We start from the raw sequence: 23,412 nt of genomic DNA, 5'->3' as shown, positions 1-23,412 counted from the left end.
TTCATCGGCCGTGACCCCAATTGTTTTCAGCGCCACGTTGTTTCGCACACAGCTCTGCCCTCGCGTCGGCGGCAGCACGCCGCTCGATGATCTGCCGGCGACGACGGACCGCGGCAGCATTGGGAACGGCAGCCATCGCAGCCCGGCGGCCGGGGGAGTCCGCGGGCGCTGCGGTTGCGTACCGTCCGCGGTCCGCCTTGAACGCTGCTGCCTGTCGTTCGCGTTCGGCTTTTTGCTGGTCAGCGGCTATCTGGGCGAGAACGTGTGGCGCGAAGGCGAGATCCTGTTGCTTCATGAGCCATCGGATGAACGCGATGGGGTGCTTCGGGGCTGGTGCCATCCGCGTGGCCTTGCTCCAGGCGTCGATCGTGTCGTTGAGATCCGCGGCCGTCCAACCGTGTGCGGCTAGTTCGGTCAGTGCGGGTGCCCATCCTCGGGGGGTGTGCCGCCGCGCCCAGACGGGAGTTCGTGGATTGCTGAGCCATTTGGATGCGAGCAACAGGCCCTTCCGGACGCCTTCGGCCTTCTCGGCCTCCACCTTGGACCCCTTGCGCCGCGAAGCGGCTCGTTTATCCACAGATCGTTTTGTATTAAGAACCTCTCTACGAGAGGAAAAGCTCTTAAAGTGACCGCTACGCGGGTGGGGTGCCATTTGTATGGATCCTGCGACGATGATGCGGGTTTTATCCACAGGCTTGCTCGGGTGCAATGCCCATACGGAGGCCCAGCCGCGGGCCTTGTCGTTGAACCTCCATGAGGCATACCGCTCGTCCTTGGTGCGGAGTCGGCCGCGAAGCACTTCTGTGGCCACGCGCAGCAGCTTGAGGGCTTGGCGTGCTCGTTGGACTGTGCGTTCGCCGCCCTTGATGCGTTCGGCGATGGTTTCCACGGTCATGCGTGAGTTGCGGCCGGTGTCGAAATCGGCGGCTTCGGCCATGACGGTGGCAACTGCCAATAGGGACTTGAGGCTGATTCCCCCGCCAGAGGTCTGAACAAGGATCGGTCGAATCCGCGTGTATTCAGTGGTGAACGCGCACCGAACGACGATCTCGACCCAGTGTTGGGCGCCTCGCCATCGAGCGATGCCGCCGTATGCGCCGTCTTCGAGCTCGAGTGCGACCTTGCAATAGCGTCGGCATGCGGCTTCCTTGCCGAGCGTTTTGAGCAGCATCGGGGTAAGGGCATGGCATTGGTGCCCGTACAGGTGCCCCTGCATTCTGCGCGGTGTACGAGCGGTTCCGTAGCGGCGTCGCGTAGGGCTGCTGCCGCAGTACGGGCGCTGTATGGGTGCGGGCGTGTGCTCCATCGCTGAGACACGCGATAAATCGGTTATGGATTTTGCATCAGGACGCGATGTACCCTGAGACCTGTCACGCAAGACAGTCCCTTCGGGGAAGCGCAATCGCACGACCGAGAGACGAGCGGCAAACTCGAATCTCACCCACTTCGAAACCCTCGGCCTGCCCGCCGGGGGATTTTCGATTTCTAGGGGGTTTCGTGCAACTGCAAAACGTGTGAAATTATCTCGTATTCTCCTGCGGGAGAAGAGTTCCCGTTACGCAGTCAGTGGCAATACCTCCTGATCAAGTTCCACGACAAGCTCCTTGTGGCCGGTCAAGATCGAGAGTAGATCCGCCAAGTACTGACTCTCGGAACTCACGCCGGCCGCTAACCGCCGGCGTTCCAGTTCGGCATGTACAGCGGCCGGGACCCGAGTCGTCAAGCGCTCACGCTCACCTTTACTGATGGCCGGCATCTCACCTTCTCCTCTCGCCCACAACTGCATGCTGTGACAGCTTCGCCACCCACAGTGCCAGTAATGCGTCTCGCACTGCACCCGACACGCCGTAGAGGGCTGGGTTTCGATCCCAATCAGTGCACCGGCCCGGATTGCAGTTGCGGACTTTCTTACTTGGATTGCGCTCGCGCTTCGCGTGTCGCTCGACCGCGCTCCCATGCCGCGACGACTAACGACTTCTCCACGTTGTAGAGCGCCGCAATAGCCTTGACGCGCTGTTCATTGACCGGCTTCTGGCCTTTTTCAATCTCTGCAAGCGTCGAGGACGACAAGTCGAGGAGCTCAGCCGCCTCCTTCTGCGTGAGCCCGGCCCGCACCCGCAAATCCCCCATACGCAGCTGGTTGTCCGGTATAGGCACCAGAACAACGATGGACACCATCAAGAGCTGTGCGATCTGCTTGAGCATTGGTGGCGGTGGCACTGATCTGCCTGTTTCCCAATGAGAAATGGACTGGCGGCTCACTTTAAGACGGACCGAAAACTCGTCAGGCGTGAATCCCGCTTTGGTCCGCAACTCACGGAGCTTGTCAGCCCGAAAGCCGCGCACTCCACTCCATGGCACTTCATCAACTCCTGGGGTTCGATCGCCTGCTTGCTCGCTCATTCTTGCGCCTCCCTGGAGTGATACCCACAACTAGTGCGGATCATTGTTGCATGCTACGGTGTACGCAATGGTCGAGGCGGCCACGAGGGACTAGAACCGAAGACTGGGGGGTTGGAGCGTGTTGGAGTTGCACATACCACGCAGTTCGCTATACGCTGCCTTTGCGCTCCCTCCCGGGGGTTTCCTGGATCCTGTCGACGTCGGTTCCAGATGCAGCACTACGCGAGTGGCACAGCCGTATTCAGGCGTGCCCAATTTCTCCCGGGCAGGGGCAGGCGTCTTGACTATTTCTTACGGACAGAGCGGCATTCGGCCTGCTCGTGACACTCGACTCCACGACGAATACCGGCCCGATTTGAATCGTGCCGGTCCTTGTCGTGCAGAAAACCCCAGAAGCGGACTTGTGATTGGCGTCGCGTTCCGCCCCTGGGATCCCTTTCAACCTGCAGTGCGACACGCACTAGGGCGCCCAGACCGCAGGCCTTCGAGCCTATGCGTTCTGGTTCAAACCGCAACCAGCCGGAGGCATCCATGGGGAACAGCTCTGTTCAAATTACCCATACCGCTTGCATAACCCAGGTAGCGACCGTACAAGCTTCCGCGTGCGTGGGAACCGGGCACCTAGTTGTACCTGCGCGCGGCTCTACCGCCTCAAACTCGGCCCCTCATCTAGCAACCCCTGTGCTGCTCGATGATGCGGTCCGTGAAGCACCCGCCTCGCTCCCCCTGCCCGGAGAGCGGGTGGGTGCACCCACCCCGCGCTGTATTCCCTTGTTCGCGAGCGTAGTTCGATGCTCCGCTAGAGCACCCGGTGCCGTCTGTGTGAACATTGCCGTTTCAGGCTTCTTCCGTGTGTGCCCCGTGGGTCATACCAGCATCCCGACGGCTTCAGCATTCTTCCGTCGGTTCTTCGTCGATGAGCAGTCATGACTATGTCTCTCTGCGCTTTCTGGGCATGCCGGATGTCCGACCCAAATACGTGTCCCAGGTGTGCGGTGGCGTTTGGCGACTCCCGCGCACACCTGGGGCCGCTTTCCCTCGGGGGTCGCGCGACCAGCACGACTCTGCTGAATCCCGTGGTGGTTGAGAAGAAGGAACGAGTATCTATGAATTCGACTGACGTACCGGGGAGCCGACTTCGGTTCTCCACTCGTATGCGGCCGGTGACGAGCGCAGCTGTGGCTGCGGTCGTGGCGATGTTTCTGGCAGGTGGTTCACCTGCCTTCGCCGTGGCTGAAACCCCGTCCGTGGACACCAGCGATTGTGGCGATGTCATCCAGCTGGCGGCTCCGGGGACGTGGGAGACGAATGAGGGTGCAGATCGGAAGACAGTGCCGGGGATGCTCGCCCAGATCACCGGTCCGGTAGAGCAGGAATTGTCCTCTGGCGCTTCATCTGTCGTGACCGTGCCTTCCACGAGCACCACGACCACTACCACGAAAGCTTCGCCCACTACCTCCTCGGGTTCCTCATCGACGTCCAAGCCGTCGACCCCGTCTTCGACACCTCGTGCGAAAGCTCGGGAGATCCGGGTTGTGTCCGAACAGATCCCGTACGTCGCGCAGGTCGGGGGCCCCGTCGCTGGAGTGGTGACGGGAAACTCGGTCACTCTCAAGGAGTCTCGCGCTGAAGGTCTAGCAGCTTTGGAGGCTCGCGCCGGACAGCTCGCCAAGGCGTGCCCCTTGTCGAAGTTCGTCATTCTCGGATACTCGCAAGGCGCCGTCATTGCCGGCGACTTCCTGTCCGCAGTCGGAAACCGTCAGGGCGTTGTCGATCCGTCGCGCATCCTGGCGGGTGTCCTGCTCGCCGATCCGTCGCGTTCCCCCTCGACCCCTGATCCCGAAGCGGATGCGGCAACAACGAATCCGGTGAAGCTCGCACCTACGGCTGAGACGATGATCGGCCCCAACGTCACCGGCCAGGGCGTCCTCGGCACCCGCGACAAAGGTATGGGGGTGCTCTCCGAGCGGGTCGCGAGTTTCTGTGCGCCCAACGACTCGATCTGCTCGCTGTCCGGCAAGTCGAAGGCGATCGCCGCGATCGTGCCCTTGCTGAATCTGACACCGGAGGACATCCCCGACTACGCACTCAACAAGGGACTCGAACTGGTCCGCAATGTTGCCTCGGCAAGCCCCGCCGACCTCAAGAAGGCGGCGTCCTCGGTCACCACGCAGCTCACCAGGTTGACGGTTGCTGCCTCCGTAAATCCGGCCACGCTTCCGATGGAGCTGGCTCGGGTGGTGTTCGCCTCCACGATGCTCGACGACGTCGCGAAGGTCGTCAACATGCCCGAATTCGATGCGTTGGTCTCGCTGACGCATCCGGAAGAACTGGTTCAGCAGGCCACAGAAGTTGCCGCGTACCTGTTGCTCGATGCACACCGCTCATACGGCAGCTACACCGTCGACGCAGCGGGCGATTCAGCGACCCAGTGGGCCGTGAAGTGGATTACCGCTAAGGCGCAAGCCGCCTGAACTGGCTTTTCGTCCTTGATCACCTATGGGAGTGGGGGATCAAGGACGACCAGATCGACACATTTTTCGTTCGTTTACTAGCTGGGGAGCTTTCATCATGACCAAGGACAGATCATCTCGCCGGATCGCGGCGATCGCTGGTGCCGTAGCAGCTGCAGTGATCACACCCGCTGCATTCCTATGGCTGACCACTTCCGTCGATCAGGTCGATCAGCGCAGCACCGCTGCCACTCATTCTTCGAATCCGCACGAGTACGCCCCCTGGCTCATCAAAGCCGGAAATGTGTGCCCTGAAATCGATTCCGCGTTGATTACGGCTCAGATTGACACGGATTCCGGGTGGGACCCGAGTGCCCGATCCGTTTCAGGAGCCGAAGGGCTGGCCCAGTTCCTGCCGGAAGCATGGGCGGAGCACGGCGTCGATGCGAACTCCAACGGTGTCAGCTCACCCCTGGACGCGGCAGATGCGATCATGGCGCTCGCTCAATTGGACTGCCGGACAGCGGAACAGGCGAACGCTGATCTGTCAGCGGGTCACATCAAAGGAGAGCTGACGGATATCGTCCTCGCCTCCTACAACTGCGGGTACGGCTGTGTTCTTGCAGCGGGTGGTATCGATCCTGCGAACGCTTCCGGCGGACTCAACCGTGAAAGCGCCGAGTACGTCGCTTCGGTCAAAGCTCGGATGTCCGGGAACTAACTCATGAAGTCCACCGGCACCCTGGTGGCGGCTGTTCTCGCGCTCATTCTCGCGCCGATCATCATGATCGCAGTGCTGCTCGAAGACACCTCGCCGTCATCCGATTTCAGCCAAGGCTCATTGGCCACTGGCACCGTCCCACCCGAATTCGAGGCGTGGGTCATCGAAGCCGGTTCGATGTGCGCGGAAGTCAGCCCTCCACTGATCGCCGCGCAGATCGAACAGGAGTCGGGTTGGAACCCTGCCGCCGTTTCGCCGGCAGGTGCCCAGGGCTTGTCACAGTTCATGCCTTACACGTGGCCGTCCTACGCCATCGATGCCAACCGGAACGGAGTAATTTCGCCGTTCGATCCTCCGGACGCGATCATGGCGCAAGGAAAATTCGACTGCGATACCGCTGAGCAGGCAAAAAGGGACATCGCGTCGGGACGGATCAGCGGTGACCTTACGGACATCATCCTCAACGCCTACAACTGCGGCTACGGCTGTGTGCTCGCCAACGGCGGCCCGAACATCACCAACGGCGAGACCGAAGGTTACGCGCCGGGGGTGAAGGCGAAGCTCGCGAAGTACACCCAGATCGGAAGCGCGGGGGCCAACGGTCCGCAGTTCAAACCTGGTGGCCCCTTCGGGCAGAACGTGATCGCGGCGGCGTTGAAGTGGCAGGGAACGATTTATGCCTGGGGTGGTGGCGACGCGAACGGTCCTACCAAGGGAATCAGTGACGGCGGCGGCCGCGCCGACCAACTCGGTGACTTCAACAAAGTCGGTTTCGACTGCTCAGGACTGACCTTGTACGCGGTGGCGCAAGCATCCGGTGGGCAACTGATCTTGCCGCACTACACCGGTGACACTTCGAACCCCGGGCAGCTGTACGACCCACGCGGACAGGAGATTCCGCTCGATCAGAAGCAGCCGGGAGATCTCATCTATTTCGGTTCCGGGGGCAGTACCCACCACGTCGGAATTTATTACGGCAAGGACGCTTCCGGAGCAGACCAGCTCCTCAACGCACCACAGTCCGGCGAGGTCGTCTCGATCATGCCGCTCTCCGGCTGGGCCGGAGAAGAAATGTACGTACGGAGGTTCGGATGAACACCACACAGCACACGCAACTCTCGACCACAATCATGACTCTGACAGCAGTGGCGGCGATCGGATTGAGCGCAGTCGCGTGCGGGTCCACTTCGCCCTCACCCACCGATGTCGCCACACCCTCGACGTCGACGCCCTTCACGACGCCGACCGCAACGACTTCCCGAGTCCCCGCGACTCCACCGGTCATCCCGCAACCTGCTCCCACAGCGCTGCCCCCATTGGCGCCGTTCGATAGTGAGAATCCCGACGAGGTCGCTGCTGCAGTAGCCCAGGTCTGGTACAGCTGGGACACCACCGTGGATTTGAGTGCCTACGACGCCCGCGTGCGGGCGGTACCTCTTCTGGAATCCGATCTCGGGCACTCGATTCTGAACTTCCCGCCGGTCAGTGGTCCCGGTTCCGACTGGCTGGAACTGACCGCGCAGAACGCGGTCCTCACAGTCGGTGACGGCGATGTTCGGGCCGCATCCGAAACCGGAGCCCCGCCGGATACGGCCACCTCGGCATATCGGTTGCTCACCGTCACGCAGAAGGTCGCAACCGCGCAGGGTCCGCTACCTGATCGCAGCATCGTCGTCTCGATGGTCTTGAGCCATTCGCCCGGAGGGTGGCTGGTCTCGAAGGTGGTGCCGCGATGAACGCCGCCACCGTGCGTCAACCCGTCATCGGCGGTATCGGCGGGGGAGTCGGAACATCGATGATCGCCACCCTGATCGGTGGCCTCGATGTCGGCGTCGTCGCCGGCGACGGCTCACAGGTCGTCGACGTTCTGGTCACCGAGTCGACCGCTTCGGCAGTACGGGCGGCAATCGGCGCAGCGATGGCGATGCCGGTACGCCCGGTCCTGGTCGTCGTGGCGCATTCGCCCGAAGGATGGTCCCCGCCGGTCCGCCAACGTCTGAAGATGTGCGAGCCGAACCTCCCAGGCGTGGCCCGCGTCAGCTGGATCAGCGCCCTCGCCGGATGCGACGACCCGTGGAGCTACGTAGTCGAGCACGTATTCGCACAGAAACCCCTGAAATGGGCGCTGACCACCCGCAAGGAACGCGGTGTGATCCTCGACGCGGTCACGCCACTGGTCTCTCGCCCTGCCCCGTTCGAATCGTACGAACGCTCAGACAGTGAAATCGCCGCTGATCTCGATACCCACGCGAGCGTTCCGGCTTCCGGCCGCGAGCAGGGCAACGATCCACCCCACGCCCGTGTGTCGTAGCCCGCCCCACCCCGCCTGTCCGCGCCTCATCTCCTTCTCACACAAGAAAGGCAACCACCGATGATGATCTACCTCGCACAACACACGGTCGACGTCCTGGCCCAGATCGACGTTCCCGACCCGCCGCCGAAGCCGCTTCCCGGCAAGCTCGGGGACCGCGGAAACGATCTGATCGGATACGCGAAGACCGGTTTCATGATCTTGGCGATGCTCGGTTTCCTTGCCTGCGCCGGCCTCGCGGTCGTCGGCATCAAGGGCCGGTCGGAAGTCGCGAAAGCCGCTCTCGGACACCTGCCATGGGCGTTGTTCGCAGTCGTTCTCGGCGGCGGCGCAGCCGGTCTGATCCAGGCGTTCCAGTGACCATGCGGAGACGACGATGCTACTCAGCGGTGCTGACGATGATTGCCGCCGGTGGTCTCGTCGTCTCCGCAGCACCCGCCCACGCAACGCCGGTTCCGCAGCACGCCGTGGTGCTGCATCAGCAGCCTGCGCCGACCACGGAGGCTGACCCCAGCGAGGATGCGGGGACCGGGGGAGTGCGCTGGGACGAATTCGGCGGTACCTCCGACGAAGCACCCCAGGATCTCGATTCGTTCATCGACACCACCCTCGGGTGGCTCAAAACCCTCACCGGGTACGCCGGAGTCCTCGGTGTTCTGATCGTCGCGGCCCTGATGGTGATCGGTATCAAAGGCCGCTCCGAAGCGGCGAAGAAGGCCGTGGACGGGCTCCCTGCAGTTGTCGTCGCGACCATCATTTCCGGGGCGGCGTACACGTTCATTCGACTGTTCACCGGCTGAGAAAGAAGAAACCATATGCCTTTGACCACAAAGCAATTCGCCCCGAAGAAGTCCTGGCGTGAGCCAGCGATGATCGCCGCCGGCGTCGTCGCAGTCCTGGTGGTGATATTCGTAATGGCGAGCGCCTGCGGTGGGGACAACCCACCACCACCAGTGGCGGCACAGGGCGGTGACACGGCCGAGACCGCTTCCTCCGGAGCAGCGACGTCGCCGGCCTCGACGGCCGCGAAGGGTTCTCTGGTTCCTCAGGTTCCGGAACCAGCCCGCTCGTCTTCCGATGCGGATTGGCTCACCCGGCCGCCGCAAGGAATTTCGTGGCAGCGGGTCGACGGTGTCCCGTTGCCGTTCAGCGCGTCGGACGGGCCAACCGACATCTCCGGCGCTCTTGCATCCGGGTACACCCACACCCCGCAAGGCGCGGCCGTCGCCGCCCTGCAGATTTCGATGCGTCTGATCTTCTCACCCGATTTCGCGGCTGTGGTCGATCAGCAGACGTCGGTCAGCGAGGACGAACGCCGCCAACTGCTCACCGCACGCAGCGCTCAACCGAGTATCGATGCAGACGCGGTGGGCACCTCCACCTTGCAACCTGCGGCGTTCAAAGTCGGTGGCTACTCCGACGCTGCCGCAACCATCTATTTCGCGTATCCCACACAGACCGGCAGCTACCGGATCGCCCGCACGGCGGTGGAGTGGTCCGGCGGGGACTGGAAGTACACCGGCCGCATGTCCAGCAGCGCGCCGGAGCTTCCCGACACCACCGACCTCTCCACATTCACCCGCCTCTAACCCGTCTCCCTCGCCGACTCAGGAGTTGACGTACCGATGTCATTGACCACCAACCAATTCAACGCCTCCCGGCGTCCCCGTTGGGTGCTGCCCGTGATCGTCGGTACCGCCGTGATCGCAGTGCTCGCGCTGATCACGATCCTGATCGCGCGTCCCGACCCCGTGAGTGCCCCGACCCCGCCCCCCCGCGGTGAAGTGACCGGGCCGGACACGAACGCACTTCCCGGCAAGCTCGAGTGGAAGCTGATCGACGGCGTGCGTTTGCCGTTCTCCAAGGTCGACGGCCCAGCCCGCGTCTCCGGCCCCATCGCTTCCGGATACAGCCACACCCCCCAAGGCGCGGTCGTCGCGGCCTGGCAGATCTCGACGCGGTTGGCGGCGAGTGCCGACTACGAGCAAGTCATGGCGGCGCAGGTTCGAGGCACGGAAGCGGATCGGACACAGGTCCGCCAAGAGGTGGCCCGCGTCCGAAACCTCACTGCCGATCAGTTCTCGCAACGGTTCACCGCGCCAGCGGGATTCCAGATCGTCCACTACTCCGATGTTTTCGTGCAGATGTACTTCGCGACCCAAAGCCCCACCGGCGGTTACGACTTCACAGCCCGAGCGGTCCTCTGGGACGGCAAGGACTGGCAGTACCAACTTGTCAGCGGCCTTCCCTCGCTCCCCAATTCCACTTCCATTGCCGACTTCACCGTCTTCTGAGGACTGTCGATGAACCTTTCACCTTCGCCCCGTCGCTACCTCACTCGCCTCGTGCTGTTGATGTTCTCGGTGTTCGCTTTGCTGGCACTGTCTACGCCGATCGCCTCCGCGCAAGAGGCCGATCCGGCAACGCCACCCACCAGCTACGAAGAACTCACGGCCGAACAGAAGACCTGGCGTGACCCCAAGGGCGTCATCTCGTGCAAAGAGCACCCGGAGTTCCCCACCTGCGCAGAGAACCCCGCCATGTCGTACACCTACCCAGAGGACAACACCGCCTTCACGGCGCGCCTCGACGGTGAAAGCGACGTCAACACCACTATCGACATCGCTGGAACACCAGGCCGCATGCTGGACAAGGCCGCCGACTCTGCGTTCGGCAATGCCGCCGAATCGGTAGGAACCTTCGCCGGAGATTTCCTCGTCGAATCGATGACCTGGTGGATCAAAACCGAGTCGATCGACATCAGCTACGCGAACGTGCTCGCAGGAAAAGCGCCGGTGCAGAAGGTCATCGGATTCATCATGATGGCGGGCATCTTGTCGATGGCGATCGTGATGATGATCTCGCGCCGCACCGAACCCGCCGCCGACATCCTCGTCGGCGGAGTCAAATACATTTTGATCTCCTCACTGTCGATGGTGGTGCTCTCCGGCGCACTGCACGCCGGAGACGACTTCGCGAAACAGATGGTCGAGGACGGCGCCAACGAATTCGGCCAACGCATCAAATTGATGCTCGGCACCTCCGTCATCGGCAACCCCGGTGGTGTTCTGTTCCTCGGGCTCCTCGCTGCCCTGCTCTCGTTCATCCAGTGGGTGATGGGCTTCATCCGGCAAGCCGGAATCGTAGTGCTCTACGCGCTGATCCTCTTCGCCGCGGCCGGACAGTTGACCACCTGGGGCAAGCAGTGGTTCCCCCGAATTGCCGGCGCGTGTATCGCGTTGGTGCTTTTCAAGCCGATCGCCGCGATGTGCTACTCGATCGGCTTCAAACTCATCGGCACCGACCAGTCCATGTCCACCCTGGTCACCGGGCTGATGGTGATCGCTCTGACCGTCATCGCCCTGCCGTCGATGATGGCGTTCTTCTCCTTCACCGGAGCAAAAGTGGCCGGAGGTCCGGGGGCCGGCGCAGTGCTCGCTGGCGGAATTGCCGGAGGTTTGGGAGCTGCCGCACTGGCCAACAACATGGGTGGAGGAGGGGGCTCGGGAAAGTCCGGCGGTGACGAGCAGTCCAGCTTCATGGACGCTACCGGCCCCGATTCCTCTTCTGCCGAAGTCGATCCCAGCCCCGGAAACAGCGGCGGTCTCAGTGAAGCGCCCGCCGAGAAGGGTGCCACTGGTTCCGGTTCGGATGCCGGTAGCGGAACCGGAGCCGGAGCCGACACCTCCGGCGGGGAACAGGACGCCGATCTCGGACCCGGAACCACGGAGAACCCGGACGCCAGCGGGCCGCAAACCCCCTCCGATCCCGGCTCGATCGGCCCGGATCTAGGCGGTGCAGCAGGGGCCGGAGAGGGCGCGGCCGCGGCCGGTGGAGCCGGGGCAGCCGCCGCGACGGGCGGTGCGACGTTAGCAGCGGGAGCAGCTCTCAAAGCGGTCGACGGAGCTCTCGACGCCGTCGAAGGTGCCGCCTCGGAAATGTCTCAAGACACGGGGCCGGATATGCAGTAACTCCCCGATACGCCCGCCCCACAAGCTCTTTCCGCTCCAACGAAGCCGACATCGGCTTCCCCTCATCTCTATCGAACGGAGAACATCATGGCACCAGGATTCGGCGGATACCGTCCCATCAGGGGGTACGGAGTCGGCAAGATCGGTGGCGCAGGCACAGCGATCATCGTCGCCACAGTCATGGCGATCGCAATCAGCTCACAATTCTCACTGATGCTGATGGTCTGGCTCATTCTTCTCGCGGTGCCGGTCCTGGCACTGACGGTGGTGCCGTTCGGTGGATCCGAACGCACTGCCGTCGGGCATCTGGCGTGGGAATGGAAGAGCTGGCGCGGGAACGCCACCAATACCGACGCTTTCTCCTCCGACGTGCTGACCGAGGTTCCGGGAAACGATCATCTGCCTGGAGTTCTCGCACCGCTGCAGCCGGTCACCGTCGACGACGGGTTGGGTGGCAAACAGTGCTTGGTCTGGAACCGCCGCACGGGAATCGTGTCCGCGTTCTTGCGGGTTTCACCGGTCGGAATCACTCTCGCCGACGAAGCTGATGCGATCGCTTGGATGAACGGATACGGCGCCTGGCTCGCTGACCTGGGATACCGGCCGATGATCTCTTCGATCGTCTTCACTGTCGAATCCTCCCCGACCGGCGGGGTGAACCAGCGCGAGTACGTCCTCGACCGCATCGAGGACGACGCCCCCGAGGTCGCGACCCGCATCATGCGCAACCTGGCCTTGGCATCACGGTCCTCGACCGCCGACGTGAGCACCGTGGTCACGATCAACTTCGACCTCTCCAAAGCGAGCACGGAACCGCAGACACTTCTCGAAGGTGCCGCCGAAGTGGTGCGCTGGCTCCCCGGCATCGAGTCCTCACTGGCTGCATCCGGGGCAACGGTCACCGGCAGGGCCACGACGCCGTTCCTGATCCGCCGTATCCGCGCCGCATTCGACCCCGCCATCCGGATGTTCCTCGCTGAAGGTGACAGCGAAGAGGACGAGTTGATCGCGTGGCGCGATGCGGGACCGATTCGCACCGACGGCAACAAGAAGACCGACGTCTACAAGCACGACTCCGGATATTCGGTGTCATGGGTGCTGCGCTCGGTCCCCAATGGCATTGTCCGCCAGAATGTTCTGCTTCCCCTCGTCTCCCCGGGCAAGTACTACCGCCGCTTCTCGATGGTGTATCGCCCGTTCAGCGCAGCGCAGGCATCGGAAATCGTGGAGAAGGAAATCGCCGGTGGAACGTTGCGCCGAATCTTCAACTCCAAGACGAAAAAGGACGAGACACAGCGCGATCACGACGACCGTGTCCGCAGCCGCAAGGCAGCTCAGGAAGAATCCCTCGGCGCAGGTCTCGGGCAATTCACGATGTACGTCACCACCACAGTCCGCAACGAGGCCACCCTCGCAGCGGCATGCGCTGACGTCGAAGAACGGTGCGGCAACACCAAATTCCGGTTCCGCCGAGCGCGCGGCGCACAGGAAGCGACGTTCGCGGCGTCCCTCGGTCTCGGTATCGATCCGACATCCGCGCTGAGCCGCAACGCGAACACGAGATGGCTCGGGTAGAGCCTTCTCGCCCTGCGCCTCGGCACGCGAAATCGAACGCTCACACCTCCGAAACCTCACTCCTCGAAGGACACGACATGACACACCCTCTCGAACACCTCGGCTCGGCCAGGGCGCTGGGAGTTACGCGATGAGTATCGGCCTCGAAGATCGTGAGGTGCGCGAGCACCAGCGCACCGCCGCTCAGGCCGGTGTGGCGGAGCGTTGGCTCGCCAAGCTCGGTATCGTCCCGGCGTGGCGTAAGGAGGAGATCGAGGCCCAGTCCTTCGATCCCGACGCTCCCGCCTATACCCATTCCAATCCGTTCATGCCGTTCACCGAACTGGGTCCGGTACCGCCCGCTCGCGGAGACAAGCGCGAGTTCGGCGGCTACGCGCACAACGTCGACGCTGGAAAACTGTTCTCGGGCACCACCGCTCAGGTCAAGGGCATCTATCCGTTCCCTGCGTCATCAGGCGCGCGAGTACGTGGAGTCCCGTTCGGACGGCACCTGCACACGGCGGAACCGATCGGCGTGGACCCCTCTCAGTGGCTCGTCGACGGACTGGTCACCAACACCGGAATCTGGGTCCAGGGGCAACCAGGTGTCGGTAAGTCCACCGCTGCCAAACGCTTGCTGGTGGGGCTGGTCGCCTACGGATTCGCCGGCATCATTCCCGGCGACCTCAAAGACGAGTACAGCGCCATCGTCGACGAAATGGGCGGTGAGGTCTTCAGAATCGGGCGCGGCTTGCACTCGTTGAACCCGCTCGACCTCGGTCCGATGCGTGAAGCGATCATGTCATCGGTCGGAACCAAACGAGATCAGCTGCTCTCCATCTCCCGCGGTCGACGACTGGCTCTGCTCGAATCGCTGGTCACGATCATCGGCGGTGCCGCCCTGACGTCGACCTATCGTCTGCTGTTGGCCACAGCCGTGGACATCGCAGAAGAAAGCCACCACCGCGCAGGTCTTCCCGACCCCACGATCCCCGATGTGGTCGAGGTGATCAAAGCCGGTCCCGACCCGCTGCGCAGAATCATGGTCGCGTACACCGACCTCGAGTACGCCCGCGAAATCCGTGAGTTCGTCAACACCTTGGATTTGCTGGTCAGCGGCCCTATTTCCGGGATGTTCGACCGCCCGTCCTCGTTCGAGGCACGGGCCAGCAGCCCGGCACTCTCGCTCTCGCTCTCCGCAGTCGAGGACGACGAAGACGATGTCGTCGCGGCCGCGATGCTCTGCGCCTGGACGTGGTCGGCCGGCGTCATCGAAGGTCGCCAGGCCGCCGGGTCTCGGCGCAACGTCTTCCAGATCCAGGACGAGTTGTGGCGCTCGCTACGCGCAGCTCCGGGTCTGGTGGAAAAGTCCGACCGCATCACACGCCTGAACCGGCACCGCGGTGTGGTCAGTTTGCAGTCCACTCACTCGATCACCGACCTCGAAGCTCTGCCTACCGAGTCCGACCGCGCCAAAGCCAAAGGCATGGCGGCACGCAACGGCGTCAAACTGCTCGGCGGCATGGACGACGCGGAAGTCGACCGCTTGCACGCGATCACCGCGTTCACCTCCAAAGAACGCGAAATGGTCGTCCGCTGGTCCGCACCCCCGACGTGGGTCCCCGGACAACGACACCCCGGTCGTGGCAAGTACCTCATCAAATCCGGATCCCGGATGGGGTTGCCCGTCAGCGTCACCCTCGACCCGGAAGAAATCGCGCTCTACAACACCGACGGCGCGTTCGATCACATCAAATCCGGTGGCCACCATGCAGCGTAGGAAATCCCACTCCCACAGGAAAGGAATCATCATGAAATCCGTTATCGCACAACATGACAGCGATGCTCGTTCGGTCGCATCGGAGGAACCTGTGAGAGTTCTCGTCGTCAGTGACGATCTGCCCTCGGCCACCGACCTCGCCTCGTCCGATCCGGATCTGTTGTGGAACCCCGACGCCGTCGGCGTCGTCGGGTCCACATGCTCGTGGGATCTGCTCGGCGCGGTCACCGACGCCCCGGCTGCGGACAGAATCACCGAGCATCTGTTGCGCCCGGTCCTCGACAACCGCCTCGCCACGTTCTTCCTCCCTGAGGCATCACTGCTGACCGCGAACATGCTTCTCGCCGCCTCACGCACGGGTCTGCCGTTCGGTGCTGTTCTCGGGTGGGTCGGCTCCGAGAACACCGCCGACGCGGCACACGCGCTGCGTGAAACGGGCGAAATCGACGCCTACGAAGACGTTCTCGCGTTCGATGCGCAGGACGAGCTGACCCAGGGATCGGTGTGGGAGACCATGCAGATGGCGCTGACCCCTTTGGCAACCGACGCGGTGTTCGACGCGCTCTCCCGACCCGGTTCCGGCCGCAGGAACGCACCCGCACCGTTCGGCACACTGCACGGGCCTGCCGGGGCATCATCGTCGGCGGCCGCCACCGTGCACGTGGTGCGCCCGGTCTCGTCGCCGTGGCGCGAAATCACCTCGGCCCTGGTCGAAGAGCTGCGCCTCTGCGCTGCCGAATGCGCCCATCCGACCACGATCGTCGAACTCGGCACCTACGGAAAAGGAGGCCGGCGATGAACCGCGACGCCTACGCCCCGCTCGCGGCCACCGCCGCGCTCCTCGCGTTTCTCGGTGTGGTGCGCCTACGGACGATGTACCGCAACGGAACCCCGATGTGGATGCTGATCGTCATCGTCGTCGCTGTTCTGGTCGTTCTCATCGTATTGGCGGTGCTGGCCCGCAAGTTCTGGCCGCGCAGTAGCGCCCACGCGAAGCTACGTAGTACCGAGAATCTGAGCGACATGATCGGCCGCGACGCAGCAGAGAAGGGCGTCAAACTCCGAGCGTCGATCGGCGGGGTCCCGAACGCGAACGTGCGCAAGCTCGCCAAGTCCGTCGACATGAGGCAACTGGCGTCGGTGATCGGCCGGATCGGCCGGACGATTCTGTACAAGTCGTTCGAGGAATTCACGCTCGTCTTCATGGGACCGCGCTCGAACAAGACCTCCGCTGTCGCTGTTCCCCGCATTCTCTCCGCCCCTGGCGCGGTGGTCAGCACCTCCAACAAACCGGACCTGTGGATTCTGACGTCCGCGCTGCGGGCCGCGCTCGGCCCTGTCTACGCCTTCGACCCCGGCAACATCGCATTTGTCCCGCAGACCTGGTGGTGGAACATTCTCGGCCACGTCCGCAAACTCAAGGATGCCGTCTCCCTCGCGGATACGTTCATGGACGACACCAGCGGGGGTGACAAGTCGAAAGAAGACGCGTTCTTCACCCCGACCGCCCGCAATCTTCTCGCCTGGACGATCCTGGCCGCAGCGATCGAACCCGGATGCACGATGCGTGATGTGCTCATCTGGATCAGCACATTCTCCGACCGGCCGCGAGACATCCTGCGCGCGCACGGGCTCAAACGAATGACTCTCTCGTACACCACCGTTCTCGAACTGCCGAACACCACCAAGGGCGGCGTCTACGGCGGAGCGAACACAGCCTTGGCATGCATTCAGGACGAAGACACGTTGCGCTGGGTCACTCCACCGCAGAGTTGGGAACAGTTCGTCGACGGCGCTGCCGAGATCGAGGAACTGGATCTGTGGTCACTGTTCGCGTTCGAGGAGGGCAACGTCCCCACCCTGTACCTGATGTCGCAGGAAGGCTCCGGCTCAGCTGGCCCGCTTCTCACAGCAATGGTCACTCGGATCTTCGAGATCGGTAACCTCACCTCCTCCGCCCTCGGTGGCCGTGTGGATCCGCCGATCACGATCGTGCTCGACGAGTGCGCCAACATCTGCCGCATCAAACAACTCCCGGAGCTGGCGTCGTGGTTGGGATCGAAGTCGATCAGCGTCGATGCGATCTTCCAGTCCAAAGCCCAGATGCAGGCCGTGTGGGGCCACGACCGCGCCCAGGCCCTGTGGCTCGCTGCCACCGTGAAGATCTGCGGTGCAGGCCTGCAAGACAAGGGATTCGCCGAAGAACTCTCCGGCCTGATCGGTACACACAAGATCACCGAACACTCCTATTCGAGTGGTCGCGGTGGTGGCTCCACCTCCGAACACAAGGTGCGAGAGCCGATCATGCCCCCCGAAGATGTCGCGGCCATCAAAAAGGAGAACGCGCTTCTGATTCGTCCCGGCGCCAAGCCTGTGCTCATGGACCTGATCCCCTGGTACAACGAACCTGATGCCGGCGACATCGCTGCGTTGAGCAAAATCGCCACGACCGAAATGCGCAATGCTGCCATCGCCGAACTCGGCAACGACAATCCTGTTGCACGAGCATTGCATGCAGCCTCCACCAAAGCCGCTGCGCCCGAGCAGGTATGACCGACGTGGACCCTGTCGCCGAACTCGCCGCTGAACTGGTGGCCCTGCGCCGCCAGTTCAGCACCCTGGCCACCAACCAGGAGCGGACCGCCGACACCGCGAACCGCGCGGTCCAAGGACTCGACGACCTCGAAGAGCAACTGACCGTCGCGGCGCAGAAGTTCTCCGACGCCGCCCAGGCCACGCCGGAGGAAGACCCCGCCCCGGCACCACCGCCGGGACCCGAACCCCTCGACGTCGTGGTGCTGTACGCATGGGTCGGCGATCACATCAGCAATTGGGCGCAACGCAAAACCGTCGGCAGCGCGAGCGACGGATTTCACTGGTGCCCGTGGTGGCTCGAACACCCCGAAGCCATCACACGCCTGTGGGCGCTACGCCGAGCGTGGCTCGAGGCTGTCACCGAGCCGGGCGCAGCAATGACCGCATACTTCCGCGACTGCTTCGACCCGACCATGAACGCCCTCTCCTCCGAAACCGGCCCGTTCTACGGCTGTTCGGTCGACCACCACAACAACAGCCCGTTCCTTCCGTCCGCCGACCCACCGTGGAGCGAGAACCCTGCCGGCGGCCCGGAATGAACCCATGACGTGCCGCCGCGCAGGCACACTCCCAGATCGCCCGCCTGCGCGGCGGCTGCCCACGAGGGTGCTGATGTTCCTTCTCCCCAGCGGGGCCATCAGCACCCTCGATCCGAACCCCCTGATGGCATGCCGCAATCGCGCGGCGACCATTCACGGTAGCCAGGTATCGAGTTACTCGATACACTCCACTCATTAGATACACTCGATGTGAGTGAGACGAGGACGGTGCGACACAACGAAAACCGCACAGGCCACGACGACGCAGACCCGCCGGATCGTGGCAGAGCCACCAACACCCTTCCGCTTTGACAGAAAGAAACAGCTCATGCGAACGAAGATGAAAGCCCGCGTCATCGCGGGAGCCACAATGAGCGCAGTCGTGCTCGCTGCCGGCAACGCAGCAGTAGCCAATGCTGCGCCGGAGTTGGACCCCCAGACCCCGGGTCCGTCCAATACGGCGAACCTCGACCCCCAGACACCGACCTCACCCACCCCGGCCGCACCGGCACCGGCACCAGCACCGGCACCTGCTCCGGTCGTAGAAGAACCACCAGCACCTCGACCGTTCTACGTCGAACCTGCTCCGGAGTACAACCCGCAGCAGTGGCGTCCCGCGCCGAGCCAGAACACCCAGTCCACCCCGGTGCAGAACACGGAGTCTGTCCCGGCGCAGAACACCGCTCCGGCAGAACCCGAACAGGGACCCCTGCACTTGCCTGACCCGACTGTCACACCAGTGGTACCGATCCAGGCCGAGGAAGGTTTCATCCGGCTCGGAGACGCGATCGCCAAGCGCCCGTACTGGGTGCCGCCCACCGAGGCCGAGAAGATCAACAATCAGGCATCGGTAGCGACCGCACAGATCGCGACCTTCTACACCAGTACCGGTGTCATCGAGAGTGAGGCCGATCGCAAGGCTGCGTCAACCGTGGCAGCGACAGCGTTGGGCGCGGCCGGGGGCGCCCTGCTAGTCGGCGCGCCGCTGGCAGGGGTAGGAGCTCTCACCGGACTTGCGATCGCAGCACCCTTGGCACCGGTGCTGACTCCCATCGGGTTCCTCCCCGCCGCCGGTGTCGGTGCGGGTATCGGTGCGCTCACACTCGGCGGCGCTGGAGCCGTCGTCGGGGCAGGGCTTGGCGGCGTAACCGGGTTCGCGGCCGCCACCGCGCTCGGTGCAGGTACGAACAACGGCGACATCGAGTTCGAGTTGCCGTTCACCGAAGAACCCGCAGCCGCCCCGGCATCGGCACCGGCACCGATCGTCGTCGACGCACCGGCAATCACCGCAGCCACAGCTCAGACCGTGGCACAGGTGGAATCGGTTCCCGGTGGTACCGAGGTCGTCGAGACCGTCCGCACCGCTGTTGCCGACGTTCCTCCTGCAGCCCAGCAGGCTGCTGGTGATGTTCGTGCGGCCGTTCTCGATCAGCCTGGCGGGGAGCAGATCGTCGCAGCCGCTGACCAGGCTGCTGCCGATGTGAACACCGCACTGGCAGGGGTCAGCACGCCTGTGTTCGATGCACTCGCAGCAGTACAGGCAGGGCTCGTCCCGGCCTGACTTTCACCCTCGCGCCTGGCAGGGGCTTTGCGCTCCTGCCAGGCGCGTTCGACTTTCTAAGGACGTTACTTATGCCCGCGATTGTGGACGTGTATCTCAACGCAGACGGAACTCTCACCCATGACGGACAGCAACTCGACGGGCCGCCTGATGCTGCGCTGCGTCTGATTCTCTCCGAGATCGCCGAGAAGGCTCAGGCCAGCGGTGTCGATACCGTTGTGCGCGTTCACCGGGCGGACGGCGGCGTCAGCACCATCAACGCTTTGCGTGACGGGGGCCTGCGGCGTCCGGTCATCGATCCTGCTGCAGCACAGCGTCGATCCCCCACCTCTGCTTCTCGCTCGCGGTGGACGCAGCACCTCGCATTGCGGAACCGATACGTCGTCGCAGGAGCACTTGCTCTCGCCACCTTCGGCATTGTCGGGGTCGTGATCAGCGGCGGAAACGATACCGCTCCAGCGAGTTCTGCGACGCCGCTACCGAATCTTGCTCGGATTGCACCGGACGGCTGGAGTTCTCACGTGAACTGGGATATCTCCCCCGTCGGTGACTTCGCCCCGGTCACCTCCGGGGACCGGATTCTGTATCTGACACCGCAAGCGACACTCCGGGCGGTCAATGCCAACGGCGGCGCTCTCGTTTGGGAATCGCAACCGCTGACAGCTGCGAGCGCCGCCCCCGTCGTCGGAGGATCCGGGGACAAGGCGATCGTGGCCGCAAAAGCCGGCACGGCGATCGAGGTGCTTCCGCTCGCGGGATCTGGTGCGCACCTGAGTCCCACGTCGATTCCAAGTACCCCGTCCGCGACGTTGACCAGCAACGGCGAAGGAATCCTTGTCACCGATGCAGGTGCTGCCCCGGCGATACTGACCACTGATCGTGCAGTCGCCCCTCTCACCGTCCCGGCGGGCAATGCCGTCTACGAGGTTCTCGACGACGACACTGCCGTGGTATCTCCCGCAGAAGGACCCTGGTCGATCCTGCGCCCTGGTGACCAGCCTCCGGCCACAGTGAGCGTCACCTCTCCGGGTGGAGCGGTGGGTGCGCCCCACGCGGTGTCCTCCGTGCGCGGTGTCGTGGCCGCGTGGTGGAACACCGACAATCCGCAGAATCGGATCGTCGCTTTCCACGATGCCCGCAGCGGAGAAGTTCTCGCCGCGAAGGAAGTACCGGCCGCAGTCACAGACAACCCGCTCCCGACCGTCGTCTCCGAAGACCGTACGTTACTCAGCGCCGGACCCGTCCTCGCGGACTCCAGCACACAGCAAACCGTCTTCGCCCCTGCCTGGAAACCGTCGAATGCCACCTCCGGCAACATCTTCGGGTCACTGGTCACCAGTAGCAGCACCGTGCGTGCGCAGTGGACGGGCCGTGGCGAAGTTGTCTCACTGACCGAAGGCGCAGCCGTTCCCTGGCTGGTGACCGACGATGGTTCCGCAGTCGTCCTCGACCAACTCGGGGACATCACTCGCATCGCGGCCGTCCGCAAGGACGAATCATGAACCTCCCCAACGGATCACCGTCCGCTCTGCCGAACATACAGACCGGTGTGCGCTTGTTGCCGACCCTCCTGACTCTGTCGTCCTGGGCCGGGGGCACGGCGGTCGTCGTACTCTCCGCGACAGTGATCATCAGCGCCTACAGGCACCGGCGCAAGATCGCACCCTGGGTAAGTCGCCCCCGGAACCTGCTGCGTCTGGCCGGCGGGATGCTGGCAGCCGCAGTGTGGATCTGGTTCCTGACCGACATGATCAGCCGTGCACCGGCAACGGCACTCACTCTCCAGCGACAGTGGCCGTTCGGTGTCTTCGCGTTCACCGTCCTCTCAACGGTGGGCGTCGTGTACCTCCTCATCTGTGCAAGCCGGGAACGGGCCGTCGCATGTTTCCCCGGCGTGAGCATGGGCGCCATGACGGAAGCGTCCACCGCGCCGACCACCGACGACACCGCGAACCCGAAGTAGTACCGGTGAACGCTCGCCCTGTCGCCGCCCGTCCGAGTTCGCTGCCCACCACCAGAACATCTTTCGCGCTGATGATGCCCGAAACCTTCGACAAGGAGTTCCGACATGACATCTCGCTTTCGCTCACTGACACACCTCTTCACTCGCACTAAGGCTGAGACCCCCGCCCCCGTCGAGACGTCCTCGCTTCGAGCCCGGGGATTGCACCCGTGGCTGCTTCCACCCGTCAACGTCAACGACGTCCTCCCTTCCACGGCCCCGCCGTTCGTCCAGGCGGTGGCCGGCCAGGCCTTACGCGAACTCCACTCCTCGACCAGATCACTTCCGATACATATTCCGTCCCCTACCTCGTCGGCGACGGCAGTAGGAGCAGCGGGCGGCCCGGCGGTTACGGCCGACTTCGTAGGCGGCAACTACACCGCGGCCATCGAGGCGATGGGCGGGCGGGTCATCAACCTCGGACAGTCCGCAGGCCGACCCCTCGACCCGCTGGCAGAGACGGACCCCGTCCCCTCCGACGATGAACCTTCCTCCGCCCCGGAGACGGACAGATGAACCGACGAGCGGTGGCATGGCCCAGTGCAGCGGCTGCGCCGGTCGCACTGATAGCGGGTTGCTTCGCGGTCCTCCTCGACCAACTCGGCGACGTCACCCGCATTGCCCATCGGTATGCAAAGGACAAGTCGTGAAACACAAGAAGACAGATGTCGGCCAAAAGATAAGGTAGCTAGATGATCTGGATGCTCCGCTCGAAGCCGAGCCGTTACGCACTACGTGTGGATGTTGCCGCTACCTCAGCGACCCTGCGCGAGCAGCTGATCGACGTCCGCGATGTCACAGCGGCCATCGACCCGGAGGATCCACGATGGTCTGCCGTCCGGATGCGAGCAAAAGAAACACGAACACACTTCTTCTCGGCCGCGCTACGTCTTCCCCGCGTGGAACGACAGCTGGCCTTTCAGTGGGAGCATGCAGCGGCTATGACCTACTGGTACATCACGGGAGACAGAGGCTTCGGCCCCCTTGAAGAGCAAGCCGCGAAATTGCTGGCGGCGCTGCCTGATGGCCTCGATGTCACCGCTGCAGAAGAAACGGTCGATGCCATCGGTCACCGCAGTGAGATGGCCATACGCCGTACACCGAAGGTCGGCAGATCCAGGAAAGGACGATCGCCTACGGTGGTCGATCAGAAGGGATTAAGGGACCGTATTGCGAACGACCGTGCAGGATTGGCATTCCAAGACATCTTCGCTCCTCAAACCGCGACAAGTCGGCAGGCCCACCGACACTACTTTCCATGGATTGCCGGGACGCTCGACTATTTGTCAAAACCACGTTCCCGCTTTGAGCTCGAAGCCGTTCTCGCACAGTGGCGAAACGAACGAGAAAAGTACATTGACACCAATCGAGAAGCGACCGACATTGTGATCCGCCCCGACCCCTAGTTTCTCAATGCCTCAGTTCGAGTTGCTCGTTGGCTTGAGAAGTATCAGCGCCGCCAGTCCGCGCGGGCATACCTTTCCGCCTAACGGAGAAGGATGCCCTGACTCGAAGTAGCGGC

24 protein-coding genes are annotated in these 23,412 nt (G+C 63.5%); 21 read left to right on the top strand and 3 right to left on the bottom strand.

All coding sequences use genetic code 11. The annotated features are described in order from the left end of the window. Nucleotide 1 precedes the first annotated feature (1 nt). From BH682_RS31955 to BH682_RS31945, 3 genes are all read right to left on the bottom strand, one after another. Nucleotides 2–1,171, bottom strand: a complete 1,170-nt coding sequence (locus tag BH682_RS31955; protein ID WP_075835971.1) for a replication protein — start codon at nucleotides 1,169–1,171, stop codon at nucleotides 2–4. Between the two features lie 384 nt (nucleotides 1,172–1,555). Beyond that, nucleotides 1,556–1,756 carry a toxin-antitoxin system gene (locus BH682_RS31950; RefSeq protein ID WP_143542588.1) on the bottom strand — a complete coding sequence of 67 codons (201 nt, stop codon included), beginning with the start codon at nucleotides 1,754–1,756 and terminating at the stop codon, nucleotides 1,556–1,558. A 152-nt stretch (nucleotides 1,757–1,908) separates the two neighbouring features. Beyond that, complete coding sequence (locus BH682_RS31945) at nucleotides 1,909–2,403, bottom strand: helix-turn-helix domain-containing protein (RefSeq protein ID WP_075835969.1); 495 nt, start codon at nucleotides 2,401–2,403, stop codon at nucleotides 1,909–1,911. Nucleotides 2,404–3,509: 1,106 nt separating this feature from the next. On the opposite strand from BH682_RS31945, the gene BH682_RS31940 reads away from it, so the two are divergent. The 21 genes from BH682_RS31940 (at nucleotide 3,510) to BH682_RS31845 (ending at nucleotide 23,296) form a co-directional block, all read left to right on the top strand. Beyond that, nucleotides 3,510–4,877 carry a cutinase family protein gene (locus BH682_RS31940; RefSeq protein ID WP_223304643.1) on the top strand — a complete coding sequence of 456 codons (1,368 nt, stop codon included), beginning with the start codon at nucleotides 3,510–3,512 and terminating at the stop codon, nucleotides 4,875–4,877. A 97-nt stretch (nucleotides 4,878–4,974) separates the two neighbouring features. Next, nucleotides 4,975–5,577 carry a lytic transglycosylase domain-containing protein gene (locus BH682_RS31935; RefSeq protein WP_051649742.1) on the top strand — a complete coding sequence of 201 codons (603 nt, stop codon included), beginning with the start codon at nucleotides 4,975–4,977 and terminating at the stop codon, nucleotides 5,575–5,577. A gap of 3 nt (nucleotides 5,578–5,580) precedes the next feature. Continuing rightward, nucleotides 5,581–6,672 carry a C40 family peptidase gene (locus BH682_RS37140; protein ID WP_054186964.1) on the top strand — a complete coding sequence of 364 codons (1,092 nt, stop codon included), beginning with the start codon at nucleotides 5,581–5,583 and terminating at the stop codon, nucleotides 6,670–6,672. Then, the gene (locus tag BH682_RS31925; RefSeq protein WP_042925518.1) at nucleotides 6,669–7,313 is read left to right on the top strand and encodes a hypothetical protein; all 645 of its coding nucleotides are present in this window, start codon (nucleotides 6,669–6,671) and stop codon (nucleotides 7,311–7,313) included. The genes BH682_RS37140 and BH682_RS31925 overlap by 4 nt, the downstream gene beginning before the upstream one ends. Beyond that, entirely contained in the window at nucleotides 7,310–7,888 is a 579-nt protein-coding gene (locus BH682_RS31920) for a hypothetical protein (protein WP_128638054.1), read from the top strand. The genes BH682_RS31925 and BH682_RS31920 overlap by 4 nt, the downstream gene beginning before the upstream one ends. 60 nt (nucleotides 7,889–7,948) lie before the next feature. Continuing rightward, nucleotides 7,949–8,248 (top strand): hypothetical protein, encoded by a 300-nt coding sequence (locus BH682_RS31915; protein ID WP_223304642.1) that lies wholly within the window; start codon nucleotides 7,949–7,951, stop codon nucleotides 8,246–8,248. 29 nt (nucleotides 8,249–8,277) lie between these two features. Continuing rightward, nucleotides 8,278–8,688 (top strand): hypothetical protein, encoded by a 411-nt coding sequence (locus BH682_RS31910; RefSeq protein WP_054186966.1) that lies wholly within the window; start codon nucleotides 8,278–8,280, stop codon nucleotides 8,686–8,688. A 15-nt stretch (nucleotides 8,689–8,703) separates the two neighbouring features. Beyond that, nucleotides 8,704–9,477 (top strand): hypothetical protein, encoded by a 774-nt coding sequence (locus tag BH682_RS31905; protein ID WP_054186967.1) that lies wholly within the window; start codon nucleotides 8,704–8,706, stop codon nucleotides 9,475–9,477. Between the two features lie 36 nt (nucleotides 9,478–9,513). After that, a complete protein-coding gene (locus tag BH682_RS31900; protein ID WP_075835961.1) occupies nucleotides 9,514–10,182 on the top strand; it encodes a hypothetical protein in 669 nt (222 codons plus the stop codon). A gap of 9 nt (nucleotides 10,183–10,191) precedes the next feature. After that, entirely contained in the window at nucleotides 10,192–11,859 is a 1,668-nt protein-coding gene (locus tag BH682_RS31895) for a hypothetical protein (protein WP_143542587.1), read from the top strand. Nucleotides 11,860–11,946: 87 nt separating this feature from the next. After that, the gene (locus BH682_RS31890) at nucleotides 11,947–13,434 is read left to right on the top strand and encodes an SCO6880 family protein (RefSeq protein WP_054186969.1); all 1,488 of its coding nucleotides are present in this window, start codon (nucleotides 11,947–11,949) and stop codon (nucleotides 13,432–13,434) included. A 130-nt stretch (nucleotides 13,435–13,564) separates the two neighbouring features. After that, nucleotides 13,565–15,193 (top strand): hypothetical protein, encoded by a 1,629-nt coding sequence (locus tag BH682_RS31885; RefSeq protein WP_051649738.1) that lies wholly within the window; start codon nucleotides 13,565–13,567, stop codon nucleotides 15,191–15,193. 31 nt (nucleotides 15,194–15,224) lie between these two features. Continuing rightward, nucleotides 15,225–15,992 (top strand): hypothetical protein, encoded by a 768-nt coding sequence (locus BH682_RS31880; protein WP_128638051.1) that lies wholly within the window; start codon nucleotides 15,225–15,227, stop codon nucleotides 15,990–15,992. Then, entirely contained in the window at nucleotides 15,989–17,746 is a 1,758-nt protein-coding gene (locus BH682_RS31875) for a type IV secretory system conjugative DNA transfer family protein (RefSeq protein WP_042925504.1), read from the top strand. The genes BH682_RS31880 and BH682_RS31875 overlap by 4 nt, the downstream gene beginning before the upstream one ends. Then, nucleotides 17,743–18,327, top strand: a complete 585-nt coding sequence (locus BH682_RS31870; RefSeq protein ID WP_054186971.1) for a DUF4913 domain-containing protein — start codon at nucleotides 17,743–17,745, stop codon at nucleotides 18,325–18,327. Before BH682_RS31875 ends, BH682_RS31870 begins: the two co-directional genes overlap by 4 nt. 328 nt (nucleotides 18,328–18,655) lie before the next feature. Next, nucleotides 18,656–19,888: a hypothetical protein gene (locus BH682_RS31865; protein WP_054186972.1), complete on the top strand. Its 1,233-nt coding sequence runs from the start codon at nucleotides 18,656–18,658 to the stop codon at nucleotides 19,886–19,888. 71 nt (nucleotides 19,889–19,959) lie between these two features. Further along, entirely contained in the window at nucleotides 19,960–21,390 is a 1,431-nt protein-coding gene (locus BH682_RS31860; RefSeq protein ID WP_054186973.1) for a hypothetical protein, read from the top strand. Then, nucleotides 21,387–21,851, top strand: a complete 465-nt coding sequence (locus BH682_RS31855; RefSeq protein ID WP_075835959.1) for a hypothetical protein — start codon at nucleotides 21,387–21,389, stop codon at nucleotides 21,849–21,851. The genes BH682_RS31860 and BH682_RS31855 overlap by 4 nt, the downstream gene beginning before the upstream one ends. Before the next feature lie 105 nt (nucleotides 21,852–21,956). Beyond that, nucleotides 21,957–22,406, top strand: coding sequence for a hypothetical protein (locus BH682_RS31850; protein WP_054186975.1), 450 nt, complete (start codon nucleotides 21,957–21,959; stop codon nucleotides 22,404–22,406). Next, a complete protein-coding gene (locus tag BH682_RS36100) occupies nucleotides 22,403–22,540 on the top strand; it encodes a hypothetical protein (protein WP_157092610.1) in 138 nt (45 codons plus the stop codon). The genes BH682_RS31850 and BH682_RS36100 overlap by 4 nt, the downstream gene beginning before the upstream one ends. 42 nt (nucleotides 22,541–22,582) lie before the next feature. Continuing rightward, complete coding sequence (locus BH682_RS31845; RefSeq protein ID WP_054186976.1) at nucleotides 22,583–23,296, top strand: hypothetical protein; 714 nt, start codon at nucleotides 22,583–22,585, stop codon at nucleotides 23,294–23,296. Nucleotides 23,297–23,412: the final 116 nt, after the last annotated feature.

It is taken from the genome of Rhodococcus sp. YL-1 (genome assembly GCF_001942025.1).
In the GTDB taxonomy this organism is placed as follows: Bacteria; Actinomycetota; Actinomycetes; order Mycobacteriales; family Mycobacteriaceae; genus Rhodococcus_F; species Rhodococcus_F qingshengii.
Note: the sequence above shows the minus strand (reverse complement) of the source record. Positions and strands in the feature narration are given on the sequence as shown.